At 66.9% G+C, this 19,466-nt stretch carries 18 protein-coding genes and 1 pseudogene; 14 read left to right on the top strand and 5 right to left on the bottom strand.

The genetic code is table 11. The features are described 5' to 3' along the window. Window positions 1-53 precede the first annotated feature (53 nt). The gene (locus ON21_RS35115; RefSeq protein ID WP_039805353.1) at window positions 54-791 is read left to right on the top strand and encodes a TetR/AcrR family transcriptional regulator; all 738 of its coding nucleotides are present in this window, start codon (window positions 54-56) and stop codon (window positions 789-791) included. 687 nt (window positions 792-1,478) lie between these two features. Here the strand turns inward: ON21_RS35115 and ON21_RS35110 are convergent. Continuing rightward, window positions 1,479-2,132, bottom strand: a complete 654-nt coding sequence (locus tag ON21_RS35110; RefSeq protein WP_063821192.1) for a TetR/AcrR family transcriptional regulator — start codon at window positions 2,130-2,132, stop codon at window positions 1,479-1,481. A 100-nt stretch (window positions 2,133-2,232) separates the two neighbouring features. On the opposite strand from ON21_RS35110, the gene ON21_RS35105 reads away from it, so the two are divergent. Genes ON21_RS35105 through ON21_RS39165 form a run of 4 tightly spaced genes read left to right on the top strand, consistent with a single transcriptional unit; the run spans window position 2,233 to window position 5,684 of the window. Next, window positions 2,233-3,567: an alpha/beta hydrolase family protein gene (locus ON21_RS35105; protein ID WP_039805351.1), complete on the top strand. Its 1,335-nt coding sequence runs from the start codon at window positions 2,233-2,235 to the stop codon at window positions 3,565-3,567. Continuing rightward, entirely contained in the window at window positions 3,564-4,529 is a 966-nt protein-coding gene (locus ON21_RS35100) for a fumarylacetoacetate hydrolase family protein (protein ID WP_039805350.1), read from the top strand. Before ON21_RS35105 ends, ON21_RS35100 begins: the two co-directional genes overlap by 4 nt. Window positions 4,530-4,536: 7 nt before the next feature. Continuing rightward, entirely contained in the window at window positions 4,537-5,292 is a 756-nt protein-coding gene (locus tag ON21_RS35095) for an MBL fold metallo-hydrolase (protein WP_039805348.1), read from the top strand. A 50-nt stretch (window positions 5,293-5,342) separates the two neighbouring features. After that, window positions 5,343-5,684 (top strand): hypothetical protein, encoded by a 342-nt coding sequence (locus ON21_RS39165; RefSeq protein WP_218004216.1) that lies wholly within the window; start codon window positions 5,343-5,345, stop codon window positions 5,682-5,684. A 94-nt stretch (window positions 5,685-5,778) separates the two neighbouring features. Here the strand turns inward: ON21_RS39165 and ON21_RS35085 are convergent, their stop codons facing one another. Further along, window positions 5,779-6,264 carry a hypothetical protein gene (locus tag ON21_RS35085; RefSeq protein WP_039805344.1) on the bottom strand — a complete coding sequence of 162 codons (486 nt, stop codon included), beginning with the start codon at window positions 6,262-6,264 and terminating at the stop codon, window positions 5,779-5,781. A gap of 711 nt (window positions 6,265-6,975) precedes the next feature. On the opposite strand from ON21_RS35085, the gene ON21_RS35080 reads away from it, so the two are divergent. Beyond that, a complete protein-coding gene (locus ON21_RS35080) occupies window positions 6,976-7,929 on the top strand; it encodes an NAD(P)-dependent alcohol dehydrogenase (RefSeq protein ID WP_039805343.1) in 954 nt (317 codons plus the stop codon). A gap of 226 nt (window positions 7,930-8,155) precedes the next feature. Beyond that, on the top strand, window positions 8,156-9,001 hold the full coding sequence (locus ON21_RS37790) for a transposase (protein ID WP_157171175.1): 846 nt from the start codon (window positions 8,156-8,158) through the stop codon (window positions 8,999-9,001). 125 nt (window positions 9,002-9,126) lie between these two features. Here ON21_RS37790 and ON21_RS35070 read toward each other — a convergent pair whose 3' ends face one another. Next, window positions 9,127-10,380 carry an APC family permease gene (locus tag ON21_RS35070; RefSeq protein WP_218004215.1) on the bottom strand — a complete coding sequence of 418 codons (1,254 nt, stop codon included), beginning with the start codon at window positions 10,378-10,380 and terminating at the stop codon, window positions 9,127-9,129. 87 nt (window positions 10,381-10,467) lie between these two features. Here ON21_RS35070 and ON21_RS35065 point away from each other — a divergent pair, with 87 nt between their 5' ends. Then, entirely contained in the window at window positions 10,468-11,232 is a 765-nt protein-coding gene (locus ON21_RS35065; RefSeq protein WP_039805337.1) for an arsenate reductase/protein-tyrosine-phosphatase family protein, read from the top strand. Continuing rightward, window positions 11,229-11,633, top strand: coding sequence for a VOC family protein (locus tag ON21_RS35060; RefSeq protein WP_039805336.1), 405 nt, complete (start codon window positions 11,229-11,231; stop codon window positions 11,631-11,633). Before ON21_RS35065 ends, ON21_RS35060 begins: the two co-directional genes overlap by 4 nt. 309 nt (window positions 11,634-11,942) lie before the next feature. Here the strand turns inward: ON21_RS35060 and ON21_RS35055 are convergent, their stop codons facing one another. Continuing rightward, complete coding sequence (locus ON21_RS35055) at window positions 11,943-13,460, bottom strand: sugar transferase (protein WP_051021804.1); 1,518 nt, start codon at window positions 13,458-13,460, stop codon at window positions 11,943-11,945. 450 nt (window positions 13,461-13,910) lie between these two features. Between ON21_RS35055 and ON21_RS35050 the strand changes: the two genes are divergently transcribed. From ON21_RS35050 to ON21_RS35035, 4 genes are read left to right on the top strand one after another with little or no spacing between them, the layout of a single operon-like run. Next, window positions 13,911-15,194 (top strand): class I SAM-dependent methyltransferase, encoded by a 1,284-nt coding sequence (locus ON21_RS35050; RefSeq protein ID WP_039805332.1) that lies wholly within the window; start codon window positions 13,911-13,913, stop codon window positions 15,192-15,194. Then, window positions 15,191-15,964 carry a glycosyltransferase family protein gene (locus ON21_RS35045; RefSeq protein WP_039805331.1) on the top strand — a complete coding sequence of 258 codons (774 nt, stop codon included), beginning with the start codon at window positions 15,191-15,193 and terminating at the stop codon, window positions 15,962-15,964. Before ON21_RS35050 ends, ON21_RS35045 begins: the two co-directional genes overlap by 4 nt. After that, entirely contained in the window at window positions 15,943-16,611 is a 669-nt protein-coding gene (locus ON21_RS35040) for a PIG-L deacetylase family protein (protein ID WP_051021803.1), read from the top strand. Before ON21_RS35045 ends, ON21_RS35040 begins: the two co-directional genes overlap by 22 nt. A gap of 5 nt (window positions 16,612-16,616) precedes the next feature. Continuing rightward, complete coding sequence (locus tag ON21_RS35035) at window positions 16,617-17,651, top strand: NAD-dependent epimerase/dehydratase family protein (protein WP_039805329.1); 1,035 nt, start codon at window positions 16,617-16,619, stop codon at window positions 17,649-17,651. Here the strand turns inward: ON21_RS35035 and ON21_RS35030 are convergent. Beyond that, window positions 17,629-18,191: pseudogene (locus tag ON21_RS35030) on the bottom strand (dTDP-4-dehydrorhamnose 3,5-epimerase family protein). The gene ON21_RS35035 and the pseudogene ON21_RS35030 overlap by 23 nt on opposite strands. 14 nt (window positions 18,192-18,205) lie before the next feature. Here ON21_RS35030 and ON21_RS35025 point away from each other — a divergent pair. Continuing rightward, the gene (locus ON21_RS35025; protein WP_039805327.1) at window positions 18,206-19,327 is read left to right on the top strand and encodes a class I SAM-dependent methyltransferase; all 1,122 of its coding nucleotides are present in this window, start codon (window positions 18,206-18,208) and stop codon (window positions 19,325-19,327) included. Window positions 19,328-19,466: the final 139 nt, after the last annotated feature.

The following is a 19,466-nucleotide window of genomic DNA, read 5'->3' as shown; positions in this document are numbered from 1 at the left end:
CGTCCACTTCAGGTACGATGTACACGACATTATTCGACGGAAGGATCCCAGCGGTGGCCTCCCAGGAGCGACAGCCGGCGAGCGAGGACAAGGACCACGTCTCGGTGTGGGAGCGCATCGAACGGCCGGCGCCGGCCCCCCGCACCACCCTCACTCCCCGGCGGATCGCCGCGGTCGCTGTCGCTGTCGCCGACGCCGAGGGACTCGATGCGGTCACCATGCGCCGCCTGGCCACCGAACTCGGTGTCGCCCCCATGGCCGCCTACCGCTACGTCACCGGCAAGGACGAGCTACTCGAGCTGATGGTCGACTTCGTCTACGGAGAGCTGGATCTACCCGACGGCGAGGACGGCTGGCGCGCGACCCTGCGGTCGGTCGCCCTGCGCATACGGGATGTCCTGGTGGCGCACTCGTGGGCGACGCGGGTGCCGTGCGGCGCGCCGACCCCGAACCAGTTGGCCGTGACGGAAGCGGTCCTCGTCGCACTCGACGGCCTCGGGCTCGACGTGGACACCGCCATGGCGGTCTACAACACCGTCACCGCCTATGTGCACGGCGCGGTCGACTCGGAGGTCAGGCTGAGTCAGATGCTCCACGTGCGCGGCTGGTCCACCCGCGAGGAGGCGCGCGCCGGACTGGCCACCCAGATGACCTGGCTGCTGAACACGGGCCGTTACCCGATGTACGCACGCTATATCCACGACGCCGCCCGCAAGGACGACCTGCAGTGGCAGTTCCAGATCGGTCTGGACTCCGTCCTCGATGGCATCGCGGCGCGTTTGGCCATCTGAGGACACCTCGAGGACCGGTCGGCGCATAGACCGAAGACCCGATGCGGAGACAGCCCTGCGGCGCCCGCAGCGTATTGGTTGGGTTTGCGGGACTGCGATCCGGTCGCGACGGCCACAACGGCCGGAAACGGATGCCGATCCAAGGGTGGTCGTTACTACCAGGTCACGGTGATCTGGCCCTATGGGTCAAGTCCAAATCAGCCACACCGGCGTCAAGGACGAACTCGCCCAGATCGACTCCACCCTCCAGCGCGCAACAGCAGCGACCAAGAAAAGAAGCAGATCAAGCCCGATTCGCGGGCTTGAACTGGTGTTTCTGCTCCCCCATCTGGACTCGAACCAGAAACCTGCCGGCCGACATTCGGCTGGCCGTCGAAAGCTGGGGCCAATCTGGGGCCACACGCTATGCGCGGCCGAGAACGACCAGCACGTATGGAATGTTGCCGCATGCTCGAATACCGGGTTTGACGTGTGCAAATGACATTGGCCCAGAGCTGGGGGTCAAGTGGTCGCAGGTTCAAATCCTGTCAGCCCGACCCAGGAAACCTCTTCCGACCAGCGTCGGAAGGGGTTTCTCGTTCATCGGAGAGGTGCCGGGATTCGACTCATCTCTTGGCCGATGACTTCCTTGCGGGTGCGCAGGCCGTTGGTATAGGCAGAAGACTGTGGGGGTTCGGAGCCGGTCATTCACGTTCCTGTTCGTCGACGGGTACCGGACGGGTCGTGGGCCGTCGCTTGTGCGGCCGGATCGGATTGCAGTGCGCGGATCACGCGGGTGACGTGCTGGTCGACGAATCGGTCGTCCATCGGTTCGTGGGTGAGGAAGTGGCGGAAGTGTATCGGCGCGATGAGGGTTTCGATAACGGTCCCGGTGTCGGTGCCGACGGGTAGTTCGCCGCGTTCGACCGCCCGGGTGACCATGGCCTGGTTGGCTTCGTAGCGGGTTTGCCAGAAGGTCTTTCGTGCTTCTGCGATCTGTTCGGAGTCGGTGATGAATGCCAGAGCGCGCGCAAGTCCGGTGCCCAGAGGGGTTTGCAGGTAGGCGATGAGTGCGGTGGCGAAGCTGGTCAGGTCTCCGCGTAGCGACCCGGTGTCCGGTAGCGGCAGAGTGCGCTCGCTCGCGCTGAGCATCACATCGAGCACCAGATTCTCTCTTGTTCCCCACCGCCGGTAGATGGAACTGTCGCGGACCCCGGCGCGGCGGCTGATGTCGGGGATGCCGACCTTGTCCACGCCGTGTTCCTCGACAGCTTCGAGCACGGCGCGATGCACGGCTTCGCGGACCTTCGCCGCGCGGCCTCCGGGCCGGCGCAGCGGCTCGACGTTCTCGGCTTCGGACATAGCCCGATACTAAAGCAGAACATCTTGCTTTTGGCTATCACCTGTGCCTACGCTCATAAAAGCAGAAGATTCTGCTATTTCGAGTTCGAGAGGCACAACAATGGCGTCAGTGCGGGAGATCGGTAAACGAGTGCTCATCAGCGCTCGCGCGATGACACACACCACCGAGCGTGCGGCCCGGCGCGTCGGTGTGGCAGCGTTCCTACCCAGGCTGTTCGCCGACCGGTTCACCCACCTCGGCGGGATCGACCCAGAGGAATTCCAGCGCCAGCTGCACGGCTGCCGGTCCTTCGACGACACCCGCTGGACCGGGTACTGGGAGGACTTCGCCCGCCAGCACCTCGCGCGGGCCGACACGGCGTTGCTGCGGCTGGGCGGACCGTCGACCGACCAATTGCTCGACCCCGCCGCGCCGCGTGATCCGCACGCCTTGGGCGGGCTGCTCGCGCCCGCGGTGACGATCCTGGCCGACCGCGGGCCCGTGGCCGATCCCGAGGCGGTCGACCGGTTCGGTGCGGCCCATCCCGACGCCGCCGATGCCGCGATCGCGATCGATGGGCTGATCAAGGCGCTGGTGTATGAGTTCATCGCCGCCTGGCCGGGGTGGAGCCCGGCCAGGCTGGCCGCCTACGAGCGCTCCAACCGGCTGTGCGAAGTGCTGCTGTGCTCGCTCGACGCCGCGATGGGAGTGAGCGTCGAAGTGGTGCGAATCCCGGTCGGCACGCAGACCGTCCGCGGCATGCTGATGCTCCCGGCCGGTGCTGTGTCGGTACCGACGATCCTGGTCACCAACGGTCTGGAAGGCACCATCGCCGAAGCGCTGCTGCCGCTGTTGTCCCGACGCGACGCCGGCATGGGCGTGTTCGTGATGGAGATGCCCGGCACCTACTCCTACACCGAGCCGCTGACCATCGACGCCGAGACCATCTACTCGGCCGTCATCGATCACCTGTGCGCTGACTCGCGTATCGATCCGCGACGGATCGGCATGCTGGGCTTCAGTTTCGGCGCCTACTGGTCGACGCGTATGGCCGCCGTCGACCCGAGGCTGACGGTAGCGGTCTCCAACGGTCCGCTCGCCGACCGCAGCTTCGGGCTGCTCAACGCGATCGGAATGCCCGAGATCATGGTCTCGACGCTGGCCTCGACCCTCGGTGCCAGCGGCCCCGCCGATCTGTCGAGCAAGCTGGCGAAATTCTCACTCGCCCAACACTATCGCCACATCGACATCCCGCTGCTGGTGATCAACGGCGCCCGCGACACCCTCGCCGACACCCGGGACTCGATCGACATCGCCATCGACGCACCGCATGCCCAACTGGTGCTCTATGCCGAGGACGACCACTGTGCCATGGGACATGCCGAGCAGTGGACGGCTCTGTCGACGAAATTCCTTAGCGATCACCTGGGTGTACGCGCCGAGGTCACCGCATGACCCACCCCCACGACCCCGCCACCCACGCGATCCCACGGATGCGGCGCATCCTCGATCGCAGCGCACACCGCATCGACTCCCAGATCGACACCGGCACGGGCTGGCGCACCGACACCGAAACCGACCGCAGCCAGGAGTTCCCGAGGATCGAGCCCGCATTCACCGTCGATTTCGAGATATCGCGCTACGACGCGCTGGGGCTGGGCGACGGGACCGTCGTCCTGCCGGTATGCCCGGTCTCGTTCCGCGACTTCATGATCTTCGAAAAGCATGCCGTCGACGCCGCACGAGGCCTGGCCCGCCGCTTCCTGCCCGCGGCCTCCCGTGTCGCCACCACCTACGAGACGCTGACCCGGCACACGTTCCCGCCGTTCCGGCCACACGCGCTGTGGTATCGGCAGCCGATCTACTACATGTCCAACGCCTTGACCATCGTCCCTTCCGGGGTGCCGGTCAGTGCCCCGACCTACACGCGGGCACTGGATTTCGAACTCGAACTCGGCGTCGTGCTCGGTGCTCCGCTGCGCGACGCCACCGTCGAACAGGCGGCGGCCGCGATCGCCGCGGTGGTGGTGATCAACGACTTCTCCGCCCGCGATGTCCAATTGGCGGAGATGCGTTCGGGTTTCGGTCCGCAACGAGCCAAGCACTTCCTCACCTCGATGTCGGCGACCGCGGCCGCCGGGCCCGCGCTCGCCGACCGCCTCGACCGATTGACCGCCACGGTCACGATCAATGGACAGACCGTGGCTCGCACCGGAACACACGATGCCCGGTACTCGATGGCCCAAGCCATCGCGCACGTGTCCCACGGCGAACAGCTCTACCCCGGCGAACTGCTCTCGACCGGCACCTTGCCCGGTGGAAGTGGGATGGAACTGGGCCGCTGGCTCGCCCCCGGCGACCATCTGCGCCTGGAAATCGACGGCATCGGGTTCATCGAACACGACATCCAGAAGTAGGCCCGACATGAAAATCGATCAGGTTTCCCACTCCGTCTACGCCGTAGCCGGCACCAACGTCAACTGGGCATTGATCGACGACGGTTCCGGGGTCACCGTGATAGACGCCGGATACCCCGCCGACACCGCCGACGTGCTCGACTCGATCCGCCAGATCGGCCGCCGACTCGCCGACGTGCGGGCCGTGCTGATCACCCACGCCCACCTCGACCACATCGGCGCGATCCCGACGCTCATCGAACACGTCGGTATGCCCGTCTACACCGGCGCCGAAGAAGTGCGCCACGCCAAACGTGAATACCTGCAACAGATCACACCAGTCGGAATGCTCAAACAACTCGCCACCGGCCGCGGCCGCCGCTGGGTCGCCCACACCCTGCGCGCGGTCCACGGCCACATCGGCATGGCCATCCCACAAGCCCAGGCGGTCGAGCCCGCCACCCTGGCGGCGCTGCCCGGCGGGCTCGTCGCGATCCCCACCCCCGGGCACACCAGCGGCCACACCGCCTACCTCATGCCCGCCGAAAGCGTGTTGTTCTCCGGGGACGCACTCGTCACCGGGCATCCACTGCGGCGTCACGCCGGTCCCCAGCTACTACCGGCGGTGTTCAACCACGACAAAGCGCTGACCTACGACACCGCTACGAACCTCGCAAGAGTGCACGCCCACACCTTGGTTCCAGGGCACGGACTGCCCATCAGCTTCGACAGCCCCGGCATCGCCGCAGCCCTGGGATCGCGACCACCCACTCATCGACACTGACAACAAACGCCCGCACCACCCACAACGCGGAACTCGGTGGCAGCCCTGCCTTGTCGGCCCAGATCTTTTCGCACCCGGCGGCGGTGAGCGCGTCGATCTGGGAGTCGTCTTTCTGCGCAACAACGAATACCGGGTGGTTACCGGTAACCGGCGGTGACGGTGTCGCCGCCGCGTACCGGCTCCTGGACGCACGAGGCCTGCACCCGTACATGGATGTGTGCCTGTGGTTCGCACTCGATAGCCGGTTCACGGTCGAACCGCTCGCCATGTGGTCCGAACCGGATAACCTCGACGTGAGTCGCCGGGTCGACGGCATCCTGGTGGACAGCGGGCGACCGCGCGACGCACTCTGGCACGAAGACGCACCCTGGTTCTGGGAGCTCAACGCCTGAGGCTCCCGAACACAACGAGAACCGGCCAGAGTATCTGGCCGGTTCTCACGTTCCAAGCTCGCACGCTGCGCAGCGGACCGCTGCGGGCCGAGGACTATTCCTGAGTCAGAGTCAGGGTCCGGTTCTCGGTGGTGTCCTTATGGATCTCGACCTGGCTCATGTCCTCGGCGTCAGGCGGCAGGTACGCGAACGCGGCGGTGATCTCGACCGCACGGCCATCGTAGTAATACGTCATGAGTTCAATGCCGTCGCCGTCGTGAGCATCTGCGCGATTCGGGCCCTCGCCGTAGTCGTAGCCCAATGGCACCCTGACCTTCGTCTGCCGAGATTCGCCGTCACAGGTCACCCGATCCAGCGCCTCGTCTTTCATACGGACGGGTTGGCCTTCCGGGCTTTTGAACCGTTCGGACTCGACCTTGACCCACAGGGCGTTGGCCTGGCCGGGTTCGCAGACGTAGGTGATCTCGGCGACGACCCACCAGCTGTAGTCGCCGTGTGCGTCTGGGAACGCTCTCCCGATCCATATGCTGGTCGTTGCGCTGGCCGGCCCGGCCACATTGACCAGTACAGTGGCGGTCAACGCGAGTATCGAAGCGAAAAGTCTTCCACGAACCACTATGTGCGCCTTTCGGTGTCGGTAGGTGGTGGAAAAGATCCGTCGAGCGGACAGCAGCCTAGACCACGCCACACAGCAGTTATGCACGAGTCCTATGATCAGGTCTGGAGCCACGGCCCCGTGCGTTTATCCCGCCGCAACCCCATGGCTGCGAGCGAAGGTTCGTGCCGCCCAATCGATCCGAGCCAGATTTCGGACAGGCGACCAACGAGCGCCCAGCGGCATGTGAGTGCGTTGGGCGAGGGTGACAGCCTGCGCGATCTGATGGCGCCGGGAACCGTGGTCGACTGTGCGCTCTTCCGAGTTGATTCCGCACACGGGCAGCGATTTTCGGCTCGTCTATCGCACGACCGGGCAGAGCGAAGAGCCGGTAATCAGCGGGGGCATGGTCTGCGTGCCTGAGGGGAAGCCGCCGGAAGGTGGCTGGCCGGTCGTCTCCTGGGGCCCGGTATCTCCGGGATGACCGAGGGCTGCACGCCGAGCCGGAACAACGGTGCCGTCGGGCCGGTCGACACGCTCGGCTTCCTAGGCCACACCCTGCGCCGAGAACATGAGATGCGTTATGTCGCAAACTCGCACAGAAGGCCGGCGCACAGTTCGCCGGCCGCGGCGAGGCCCGCCGACTAGAGTTTGTCACGTGTCAAGCTGTCGCTCGATCCTCCGCGCCGGTATCGCATGAGGGCCGTCGTGTACGACCGCTACGGCGGCCCCGAGGTGCTGTCGATCGCGGATACCCCAACGCCGTCTCCGGCGCCGAAACAGGTGCTGGTCCAGGTGCACGCGACGTCGATCAACCTCTCCGACTGGGAGACGCTGCGGGGGACGCCGCTGTATTCGCGCATCGGCGGGCTCCGGGCTCCCGGTCGCCCGGTTCTCGGATCCGATATCGCCGGACGGGTCGAAGCCGTCGGCTCCGAGGTCACCCTGTTCGCACCCGGTGACGAGGTCTACGGCGACAATCTGATGCTCAAGGGCGGATTCGCTGAATATGCCGTGGCTCCTGAATCGGCGCTGGCCCACAAACCGGCGTCGCTGAGCTTCGCCGAAGCGTCGACCCTGCCCCAAGCCGGGGCGATCGCCCTACAGGGCACGGCCGATATGGCTGCCGGAATGTCGGTGTTGATCAACGGAGCGGGCGGCGGGTCCGGAGCGTTCGCGATCCAGTTGGCCAAGAACGCCGGGGCGCACGTGACCGCGGTCGACAACGCCGACAAGCTGGCGTTCATGCGCACGCTCGGCGCAGACGAGGTTATCGACTATCGCGTCGAGAACTTCACCCGAACCGGACCATACGACCGAGTACTCGACCTGGTCGCCCACCGGTCGGTCTTCGCCTACCGCAGGTCGGTCGCCCGCGGCGGCCGGTACCGCTGCGTCGGCGGCACCACGAGCGCGTTGCTGCGGATGACGACGGTCGGCGTGCTCGCCGGATCGGTGACCGGGCGTTCTCTCGGAGTCCTCGCGGTGAAGGAAGGGCCCGCGCACTTCACACCCCTCGCGGAGGCATGTGTCGCAGGACGGATCGGAATCCACATCGACCACACCTTCCCGCTCGACGAGACCGCGAAAGCGCTGTCCCACGTAGGTACGGGACGCGCCCTCGGCAAAGTGGTGGTTCAGATCCGCTGATTTGCGGGTGCTGCTGCTTCAGGGATGTCCGTTTTGATCAATTCGTTGGCTTCTGCGACAACACTGACTGCGGGAGAGGAACTTTCGCTGAGCAGTTCCCACAGCTCGCCGCCCGTTACCCGCGGCGGACACGTTCGCTGGAACGAGTGCTGCGGCCGGTCACGTGGCGCTCGGCGGTCGCGCCCACGCCCGGTTGACCGGTCACCTTGCGGCCCAGGTCGGTCGGATGACTCTGCTACGCAGGATCCGCGCCCTACCGGACCCGCGACGAACAACTCCGGTGGTTCTCGGGGTCGATGATTTCGCCCTGCGCCGCGGGCACCGCTACGGAACGATCCCGATCGACATGAACACCCGCCGACCGGTGGACGTCCTGACCGATCGGACCGCCGAAACACTGACGGCCTGGCTGCAGGAGCATCCGGGAATCGAGATCGTCTGTCGCAACCGTGCCGGCGCCTACGCCGAAGCAGCCACGAAAGGCGCACCGAATGCGATCCAGGTCGCCGACCGCTGGCACCTCTGGCACAACCTCGCCGAGGCCGTCGAGCGCACCGTCGCCGGCATCGATCCTGTCTCAGCTCTGGTGTCGAGCGTCCCAGTGAGCCGCGACTGCCCGACCTCCGCGAGGTCGCTGCTGGTCTGGGCGGCGGGCCGATCGAGCCGTCGCAACGCCGCGACCGGGTCGCGGTCCGCACCCGGGAACGCTACGTCCAAGTCCACGCGCTACTGGCCGAAGGCGAAACCATCCGGGCCATCGGGACCCGCCTGGGTTCGGCACGCAACACCGCCCGCCGGTTCGCACGCGCTCTGTCCCCGGAGGAACTGTTGGTCAACAACGGCACCGGGTACCGCGCGGGCCTGCTCGACGAGTTCAAGCCCTGTCTGCACGACCGATGGAACCAGGGCCACACCGACGCCGCCAGGCTGTTCGAGGAGATCCGGGACCACGGCTACCGCGGCCAAGCGAGCATGGTTCGCGCGTACCTCCAGCAGTTCCGGGCCACCGCCCACATTCCGGCACCGCCACCGAAACCGCTGGCCACCCGCCGCGTCGCCGCTTGGATCATGACCGATCCCGCCTCGATGAGAAAGCGATGGCAGCTGAGGATCGGTACTAGTGGGCCGAACCCAGCAGGTATTCGGAGAGATGGGCGCGGAGGGCGCGTGCCGTGCGTGCGGCGGGCTTCATCGCAATCACGCGGTCGCGGTGGACCTGCGGCGGACAAGGTAGATCGCGGCACCGAGAACCACGACCGCGCTGCCGGTCAGCACCGACAGCGCTGGCAGCGTGCACGCCAGGAGCAGGCAGCCGAGCAACCCGATCACGGGGATCAGCCGCGCCGGTCGGCCCTCGGCCGGGGTCAGTGTCCACGCGGCCGCGTTGGCGATCGCGTAGTAGAGCAGTACGCCGAAGGACGAGAACCCGATCGCGGCACGGACATCGGTGGTCGCGGCGGCGATGGCGACAATCGCGCCGACCACGAGTTCGGCGCGATGCGGCACGGCGAATCGGGGATGCACCGCCGCCAAGGCATGCGGCAGATGCCGGTCGCGGGCCATCGCCAGCGTCGTGCGGGAGACTCCAAGGATCAGGGCGAGCAGCGAACCGAGCGCGGCGATCACAGCTCCGGTGCGCACCACCGGCTCGAGCCAGTCGGCACCGGCGGCACCCACCACGCTCGACAGCGAAGCGGTCTTTTCGGACAATCCTTGTGGCCCGAGCACACTCAGCGCCGCGATCAGCACAATCCCGTACACGAGCAAGGTGATTCCCAATGCGAGCGGAATCGCGCGGGGAATCGTGCGGGCGGGATCGCGGACTTCCTCGCCGAGCGTCGCGATCCGCGCGTATCCGGCGAAGGCGAAGAACAGCAGTCCAGCTGCCTGTAGCACCCCGACAACGGTGATGTCCGAACCCCATTCCAGCCGTGCGACGTCGGCGGCGCCGGAGGTGAAGGCCGCGACCACCACCGCGGCGAGCACGGCCAGCACGATCGACACGATCACCCGGGTCAGCAGGACCGACTTCTGTACGCCGCGATAGTTCACCGCGGTCAGCGTGATGACCGCAGCGGCGGCGACCGCGTGGGCCTGCTCCGGCCACGCGTACGCGCCGACGGTCAATGCCATTGCCGCGCAGGACGCGGTCTTGCCGACCACGAAACACCATCCGGCCAGATATCCCCAGAACACGCCGAGCCGTTCGCGCCCATACACATACGTGCCGCCCGAGGCCGGATAGCGTGCGGCCAACCGCGCCGAGGAGGTCGCATTGCAGTAGGCCACCACCGCCGCCACCGCGAGCCCGAGCAACAGTCCCGAACCCGCCGCCCGCGCCGCCGGAGCCTGGGCAGCGAAGATCCCCGCCCCGAGCATGGAGCCGAGTCCGATCATGACAGCATCGCTCAGTCCCCAGCTCCGCCGCAGCTCGTCCGTCGCGACCGACATCGATTTCCTGGACACCATGCTCCTGACGCAGACCGATTCGGTGAATACATCAAATGCAATTGATGCATTATCTGCTATCCTCGGCTCATGACGTCGACTCGTCAAGCCGTCCCACCATTTGTTCATCTCGCCGCGCACCCTTTGCGCTGGCAGCTGCTGACCGCGCTGTCGGACAGCGACTACCGCGTGCGCGAACTGGTGGCCCGCGTGGGCGAGCCCCAGAATCTGGTCTCCTACCATCTGCGACTACTGCGGGACGGTGGCCTCGTCACCGCCACGCGCAGCAGTCACGACGGCCGAGACAGCTACTACCACCTGGACCTGGACCGCAGCGCCGAGATGCTCGCCGGAGCCGGGACGGTACTGCACCCGGCCTTACGAATGACGCCCGCGCCTACCGCATTCGAACCCTCGGCACCGCTCGCGGTGCTGTTCGTCTGCACCGGCAACAGCGCCCGCTCCGCGATCGCCGAAGAGCTGCTGCGCTTGCGCACCGGCGGCCGAATCGAGGTGCTCAGCGCCGGAAGTAATCCGAAGCCGGCCATGCACGCCGACACTATGCGTGTGCTGCGGGAGGAATACGGCATCGACCTGTCCGGCCGCCTCCCCCGCCACCTCGACACCCTCGCCGATCATCGCTTCGATGCGGTGATCACCCTGTGCGACAAGGCACGTGAGGTCTGTCCGGAGTTCGGTGACGATCCTCGATGGATCCACTGGAGCATCCCCGACCCGGCGGCCGCACACGGCAGCGACGAGGACATTTACCCGAGGTTTCGAGCCACGGCCGCCGAAATCGACACCCGCATCCGCTATCTGCTGCCGACTCTCACAAAAAGGACTGCCCGATGACAACATCCACCACCGAGTACGCCAGCGTCCGCTACCTCGTCGATGACGTCCAGGCAGCGGCCGACTTCTACACCGACCACCTCGGTTTCACCTTGCACACCAACGCCATCCCCGCTTTCGCCGACGTCGTCCGCGGCCCACTGCGCCTATTGCTTTCGGGCCCAGCCAGTTCTGGCGCACGTGCCACCCCCGCCGACACTGCCGGACCAGGCGCCAATCGCATCCACCTCGTCGTCGCCGACCTCGACGCCGAGATCGAACGGCTCCGCGCCACCGACGTCGAATTCCGCAGCGACCTGGTCAGCGGCCCGGGCGGCCGCCAAATTCTGCTCGCCGACCCCACCGGCAACCTGATTGAACTGTTCCAACCCGCCACTGCGGTCAATAGCACGCCAAGGTGATCGCCCCAGCAGGCGGTGACGCATCACTTTTCGGGACTGTCGGTTCCGACAGTCCCCGACATCAAGTGGTCGCAGGTTCAAATCCTGCCAGCCCAACAGAAGGGGAGAAAGCCCCTCTGACAAGCGGCGGAGGGGCTTTTCTCATTGGTCGACCACCCATGTGAGGCCGCGCCGGCTCGACACGACCTCCCGCCTGGGCCCGCCATGTCTGCCGCGGAGGCGACTGCTGCTCAGCCCAGTTCGGGCGCGTTCTCGACGGTCTGACATGAGCGACCGTCCGAACATTCGGCTACCGCCGCCCGCGGGTCTTCAATAAGCTCCGTCCCCCCGGGCCACCACACCGACCGTGCGCGCGATCAGCCGCAGGTCCATCCGCATGGACACGTTCTCCACGTAGGACAGATCGAGTCGGACCGCGTCTTCGAGCGGAAGGTCCGACCGGCCGCTGACCTGCCACAAGCCGGTCAGCCCCGGCTTCACCAGCAGGCGTCGGCGCATCATGTGGTCGTAGGTGTCGACTTCCCGCCGAACCTGCGGTCGCGGCCCGACCACGCTCATGTCGCCACGCAGCACGTTGAGGAACTGCGGCAGCTCGTCGAGACTGTACTTGCGCAGGAATCGCCCGACCGGCGTGACCCGGGGGTCGACCTTCATCTTGAAGAAGACCGGGTTTCCACCCTGCTGTGCGATCAAAGCTTCGGCATATCGGTCGGCATCGTCGTACATACTGCGAAACTTGATCATGCGGAAGGGCAGGCCGTATCGGCCGATGCGTTCCGACAGGTAGAAAACCGGGCCGCGGCTGGTGGTCTTCACCGCGATCGCGATCGCGAGGAACACCGGCAGCAGTAGCAGCAGGCACACCGTCGCGAAGACGATGTCGAAGGCCGTTTTGCTGACCGACCGAGCCCGCTCGTACTGCGGTTCGGCGATGTGCATCATCGGCATTCCCGCGACCTGCCGATTGGTGAGCCGGGATATGGCGATGTCGATCGCCCCTGGCGCCAGCATGAATTCGACTCCCAGCGCATCCAGTTCCCAGGCGAGTCTGCGCAACTCGGTCGGGCCGAGATGCCGGGTGGGACCGATGGCGACGGTGTCGGCGTGCGTGTGCAGGACCGCCCGCAGCACGGCGCTGTCGTCACCGACGACAGCGACCGTGCCGCCGGCGAACGCCAGCGGCACATCACCTGATTGCCCACCCGGCACGCAGGCGCCCACCACGTTGTACCCGGCACCCGGGTCTGCGGCGAACGCCGCGGACATAGCCGCGGCCGCTTCGGCCGTACCGACCACGAGTACGGCCGAACGATGGCGTCCCCGGCGGCGTGCCCTGGCAAGCTGGTGACGCCACCACAGTCGTCCACCGACCACTGCCAGTACGCCCGCCGGAAAGGCGATCGCGAGATACCCTCGGGCGAACTTGATTTCGAGTGCCAGCGACGTGAATGCCAGTACGCCGAACAGGTGCATCGTCGCCGACATCAGCCGCCGGAATTCCTCGACACCGCTGCCGATCAATTGCGGCGCACGGCTGCCCGCACTACCCAGGATCGCGAACCAGCCCACGACCAGCGCCCCGGATACCATCGTGTAACCGATCCGGTACGGCCCCTCCCAGGCCAGCGGCGGAGCGCCGCCCCCATTGAAACGGATCAGCTGCGCACTCCCCACAGCGATGGATACGGCGGCGAAATCGGTGATGGCGAGACGGCGTGCGTACTCCGATCGCCAGGCCTTGCGGGTCGAGACGGTAACCAGGGGGACCGCGAAGGATCGTGGGATTTCGGCGGCCCCAGTCAATTCCGGGACAGCCTTCGATTTCATCAAGAGAACACCCCTCCTGGGGCAACGGTGGAATTGCTACCTGATCCGGAGATCGTCTTTCCCGGCAGCGTCCCGACCGCCTCTACCGAGCGCTTCATCGGCACTTGATCGGCAAGTGTCACAACGTCTCTCGCCGATCAGAGGTATGCGCGAAGCAGCGTGATCGGGATGTTAACTGATTCGAATCCCCCCGGCGACCGATCTCGATACGCATCGGGAATAACACCATGAAGGTGAATATGTAATGTGCTCTATATCACAGTTTGTAACACTGATCTGTCATCCAGCCGATATTGCCGTCGGTACGCTGACGGTCGCGACAGTGCGGCCCGTACCACGAATGACGTTCTCGTCGCGCGCATCTCGTGATCCGCCGGGCAGCTCATGCTTCCGTGCGCCGCGACAGGCGTTCCGACGGGGCCGGGACGTTTCGAGCAAAGGATCGGATCTGTGCGCTGTCGACTCTGTGACTCCGGCAGGCTGTCCAGCGTTCTGGATCTCGGGGCGACGCCGCCGTGCGAATCGTTCCTCACCGCCGACCGACTCGACCTGCCCGAGCCGACCTACCCTTTGCACTTGCGGGTGTGCGTCGACTGCCTGCTGCTGCAGATTCCGGCGCTGATCACACCGGAGGAGACCTTCACCGAATACGCCTACTTCTCCTCCTACTCCGACAGTTGGGTCCGCCACGCGGGCGAGTTCGTCGACACCGCGGCCGCCCGGCTGGGGCTGGGCAGGGACTCCTTCGTGGTGGAAGTCGCCAGCAATGACGGCTACCTGCTCCGCCACGTCGTCGACCGCGACATCCGATGCCTGGGCATCGAGCCATCGGTCAACGTCGGAACAGCGGCTCGCGAGTCGGGCGTACCCACCGAAACCACCTTCCTCGACGAGGATTCGGCTCGCCGGATCCGTGCCGAACACGGCCCCGCGGATCTCGTGATCGCCAACAACGTCTATGCGCATATCCCGGATCTGCGCGGCTTCACCCGTGCGCTACGCATCCTGCTGGCGGACGACGGCATGCTGACCATCGAGGTGCACCATGCGCTGAACTTGGTCGGGCTCGGCCAGTTCGACACCATCTATCACGAGCATTTCCAGTACTACACCGTGCTTTCGGCGCAACGTGCGCTCGCTGTAGCGGGATTGGCCGTGGTGGATGTCGATCAGCTGCCGACACACGGCGGATCGATCCGGCTGTGGGTGCGCCCCGAAGCCGCCGCGGCGGCGGTGAGCGACCGGGTGCGGGAAGTGCTCGACCTCGAGCGGTCCGCGGGACTGCACTCGGCGGACGGCTACACATCGCTGCGGCGGCGTGCCGAGTCCGTGCGGCACGAGCTGCTCGGGTTCCTGCTCGACTGCCGACGCCGGCGCGAACGCGTCGTCGGATACGGTGCGCCGGGCAAAGGCAACACACTGCTCAACTATTGCGGGATCCGGCCCGACCTACTCGAGTACACCGTCGACCGCAATCCCTACAAACACGGTCGATTCACGCCAGGAACGCGAATCCCGATCTACCCGCCGTCCCGGCTCGACGCCGATCGTCCGGACGTGGTCGTGGTGCTGCCCTGGAATCTCGAGCACGAGATCACCGCACAGCTGGGGCATGTCGCCGAGTGGGGCGGTCGGCTCGCCTATCCCTTGCCCGAGCTGCGCGTGGTCGACCCGGCGTCCCCGGCCCCGACCGTGCAGGCCGGAGCCGAGTCGAAAGGAAACCGGCGCCGATGAAAGTCGTCCTGTTCTGCGGTGGCTACGGCATGCGCATGCGCGGCGGCAGCGATGACATGGTGCCCAAGCCGATGCAACTCGTCGGCCCCCGCCCCTTGCTCTGGCACGTGATGCGGTACTACGCGCACTACGGTCACACCGAATTCATCTTGTGCCTCGGATACGGCGCCGAGCACATCAAGAATTTCTTCCTCACCTACCGAGAGTCGGCGTCCAACGACTTCGTGATCCGCAACGGCCGGGTCGAATTGCTCGGCAGCGATATCGATGACTGGACGATCACCTTGGTCGATACCGGCGTGGAGTCGGCCATCGGAGAGCGCCTGCGCCGGGTGCGCGAGCACCTCGGCGACGACGAGCACTTCCTGGCCAACTACGCCGACGTCCTCACCGACGCTCCCCTGGACGAGATGATCACCCAGTTCCATGCTTCGGGGGCGGCGGCATCTCTCATGGTGGTGCCACCGCAATCATCGTTCCACTGCGTGGACCTGAGCCCCACCGGCGAGGTCAAGGACATCGTTCCCGTGGCGAATATGCCATTGTGGGAAAACGGCGGCTATTTCGTGCTCGGCCGGGAGATCTTCGATCTGCTGCCACCCGGTGGCGATCTGGTGGAGGACGCCTGCGGAGCGCTCGCAGGCCAGGGCCGGTTGTTCGGTTACCGCCACGACGGATTCTGGAAGCCCGCGGATACTTTCAAGGAGCGCGCCGAACTCGACGCGGCCTACCACAGCGGAAACCGGCCATGGATGGTGTGGGAGCCGTGATCGCGCTGCTCTGCCCGCGGCCCGCCGAGATCGCCCTGCTCGGCGCGCATTGCGATGACATCCCGATCGGCATGGGCGCCACGCTGTTGTCGCTGACCCGCGCCCATCCGGGTATGCGGGTGCGCGCGCTGGTCCTCTCCGGTGCAGGCACCGAGCGCGAAGAGGAGGAACGGGCAGCGCTCACCGCCTTCTGCGGGGGACGGACACCGGAGTTGACGGTGCTGGACGTCCCGGACGGACGAGCACCGGCGCACTGGGATCGGATCAAGACGGCCGTAGCGGCGTTTCGCCGGGCGGGGGAACCGGACCTGGTGTTCGCCCCGCAACCGGGCGACGCGCACCAAGATCACCGCACGCTCGCGGAGCTGGTGCCGACCGAGTTCCGCGACCACCTGATCCTCGGCTACGAGATCCTCAAGGCGGAGGTCGACACACCGGCGCCCACCGTGTTCCACCCGGTCGACGCGGAGCTGGTCCAGCGGAAATCGCAACTGCTGCACCGGTATTACCCGTCCCAGACCGGTCGCGACTGGTTCGACGAAACCGCGTTCCTGGCGTCCGCGCGGATTCGGGGCGTGCAGTGCCGTACCGAGTACGCCGAAGCCTTCGTGGTGGACAAGGCCGTCATTCGATGGGAGAAGCAGTGACAACGATGCGAGTCCTGGTCACCGGTCATCAGGGATACCTGGGCACCGTCATGGTCCCGATACTGCGGGCCGCCGGGCACGAGGTCATCGGCCTCGACACCGGCTGGTTCGCCGACTGCCTGCTCGGCGAGTTCTCCGGCGATCCGGTGGGCCTGCGCCTCGATCTGAGATCGGTCGAGGTCGAAGACCTTCGCGGTATCGACGCGGTCGTCCATCTCGCCGCGCTGTCCAACGATCCTCTGGGCGCGCTCGCGCCGGAAGTCACCCACGAGATCAACCATCGCGCCTCGGTGCGTCTGGCTCGGCTCGCGAAGGAAGCCGGTGTCTCACGGTTCCTGTACGCCTCCACCTGCTCGGTGTACGGCGCGGCCGGAGACGAGTTGGTGACCGAGTCGGCGCCGCTGCGGCCGATCACCCCGTACGCCGAGTCGAAGGTGCGGGTCGAAGACGACGTCGCGGCGCTGGCCGACGACCACTTCGTTCCGGTGTTCCTGCGCAACGCCACCGCGTTCGGATTCTCGCCTCGTCCCCGCGCTGACATCGTGCTCAACAATCTCGTCGGTCACGCTGTCCTCACCGGTGTGGTCAAGGTGCTCTCCGACGGCACGCCCTGGCGGCCGCTGGTCCACGCCCGCGACATCGCGGCAGCCTTCGAACGCTGCCTCACCGCACCGGCATCGGCCGTCGCGGGCCGGGCGTTCAACATCGGCACCGAGCGAAACAACCTCACCGTGGCCGAGATCGCCGAGTCGGTGGTGGCCACCGTGCCGGGGTCGCGGCTGCTGATCACCGGTGAGACCGGGGCCGACCCACGTTCCTACCGGGTCGACTTCTCCGCCGCTCGCGCGGTGCTCGGGTTCCAGGCGCAGTGGTCGGTCCCCGACGGCGCCGCCGAGCTCTACCGCGAGTACACCGAACGCGGCCTCACCCAGGACGCCTTCTTCCAGCGATTCACGCGACTCACGTGGCTCCAGCGGCTGCGCGCTTCCGGCGCACTGGACCCGCGGCTGCGTGCGGTCACCGCGCCGGCGACAGGGTAGCCCGCAGATGGCTCCATCGTCCGGCGTTCGCGTCGCGATCCGACACCACCGTCACCGGCAGCGGCCAGGCGATCGCCAAGTCCGGATCATCGAAGGCGACGCCGAGATCCTCGGCAGGATCGTGCGGCCGATCGATGCGGTAGCACACGTCGGCGGTGTCGGTGAGTGCTTGGAACCCGTGCAGGAATCCCGGCGGCACGTACAGGTGCCGGAACTCCTCGTCGTCGAGCCGGAACGCCTGCGTCCGGCCGAACGTCGGCGACGACGGCCGGATATCGACCAGCACGTCGTGCACCGCGCCGTGTGCGCAGCGGACCAGCTTGGCCTCCCCGCGCCCGGATCGGCCGTGCATGCCGCGCACCACCCCCGGCGCGACCGGGACTGCGAGTCCTGCACGAAACTGGCGGAAATTCCCGGAATTCCCAGGTGCGAGTCGAATTCGGCGGCATCGAAGGTCCGGGTGAAAAGGCCCCGGTCGTCCCGGACGGGCGCTGGGACCAGCACCACCACGTCGGCCAGGTCGGTTTGCTCGATACGCACACCGGCATCGTGTCATGACCGGCCGCTGCCGCGCCTGCTCCGGCGCCGTTCTGCACACCGTCCTCGATCTCGGGACGGTGCCGGCGGCCGATGAGTTCCCGCCCGCGGCTCGGCCGGTGACGCCGGCGGAGACCACACATCCCCTGCGGATGGTGCGGTGTGCGCGATGCGAGCTGGCGCAGCTCGCCGAAGACGACACCGTGGCGTCCGAACCCCGTGGAGTGGAGCCGCAGGCCCTCCGGGATCAGGCCGCCGACGCGATCGGGCGGGTCGACGCGGCCGGCCTGCTGCGCGGCGACACGGTCATCGAATTCGGCAGTCCGCACGGTGGTTCGTGGCTGCCGCTGCTGGCCGAGCGTGGTCGCACAGAAGCCGACGCGGCGCAGGCGGAGTTGGTCCTCGACTGTTTCGGCATCATGCACGAACCCGACCAGCGGGCCGCCTTCGCCGCGCGCGCCGCGGCCGTCGCCCCGGACGGGCTGCTGCTGCTGCAGTATCACTCGCTCGCCGCCATCGTGGCACAGCGGCAGTGGAACGCGTTGCGCCACGGGCATTTCGCGTACTACTCCCTGCATGCGCTGAGCCGGGCGCTCGCCGAGGCGGGCATGGGCGTGACCACCGCGTGGGAGTTCGACCTCTACGGCGGGACGGTGCTGGTGGCAGCTCGGCGCGGCCCCGCGGCGCCCGACCACACCGTGCGCGAGATCCTTTCCCGCGAACGTGAGCTCATCACCCCGGAATCGCTGCGCCTGCTACAGCGGTTCGTGGACGATCACGTGCGCGCGCTGCGGAAATGGCTGATCGATGCGGCCGCGGCAGAGCAGCGCGTCTACGCCTACGGCGCCGCGTCCCGGGCGGTTGCCCTGCTGTCGCTGGCCGGCGCGCACCAGGGGCTCGTCGCCGGAGTGGCCGACGCCGCGCCCGCCAAGCAGGGACGCCGAATGCCCGGCACCGACATCCCGATCATCAGCCCGCGGGACCTGATCGCGGCGGCACCCGACCGGGTGCTGTTGACGCTGCCCGACCTGCTGGGTGAAGTGTCGTCCGGACTGCCGGAACTCGACGGTCGCTGGTTCCTCGACGATCCCCGCGGACCCAGAAAAGGAGGAGTGGACGACGGAACCCCGATCCAGTGACTTCATCCCGACAACCACACCCCCGGTCCGCCCCGGCTAGCAGCTCACACGCGAAGGACAGCCGTACCCATGAATACCGCCCCTCGGACGCGCCGACTCCGGCCGCACTCGCCGGCCGACTCGGTCGAACCGGCCACCG

It is taken from the genome of Nocardia araoensis NBRC 100135 (genome assembly GCF_000308435.1).
GTDB classification, from domain to species: domain Bacteria; phylum Actinomycetota; class Actinomycetes; order Mycobacteriales; family Mycobacteriaceae; genus Nocardia; species Nocardia araoensis.
Note: the sequence above shows the minus strand (reverse complement) of the source record. Positions and strands in the feature narration are given on the sequence as shown.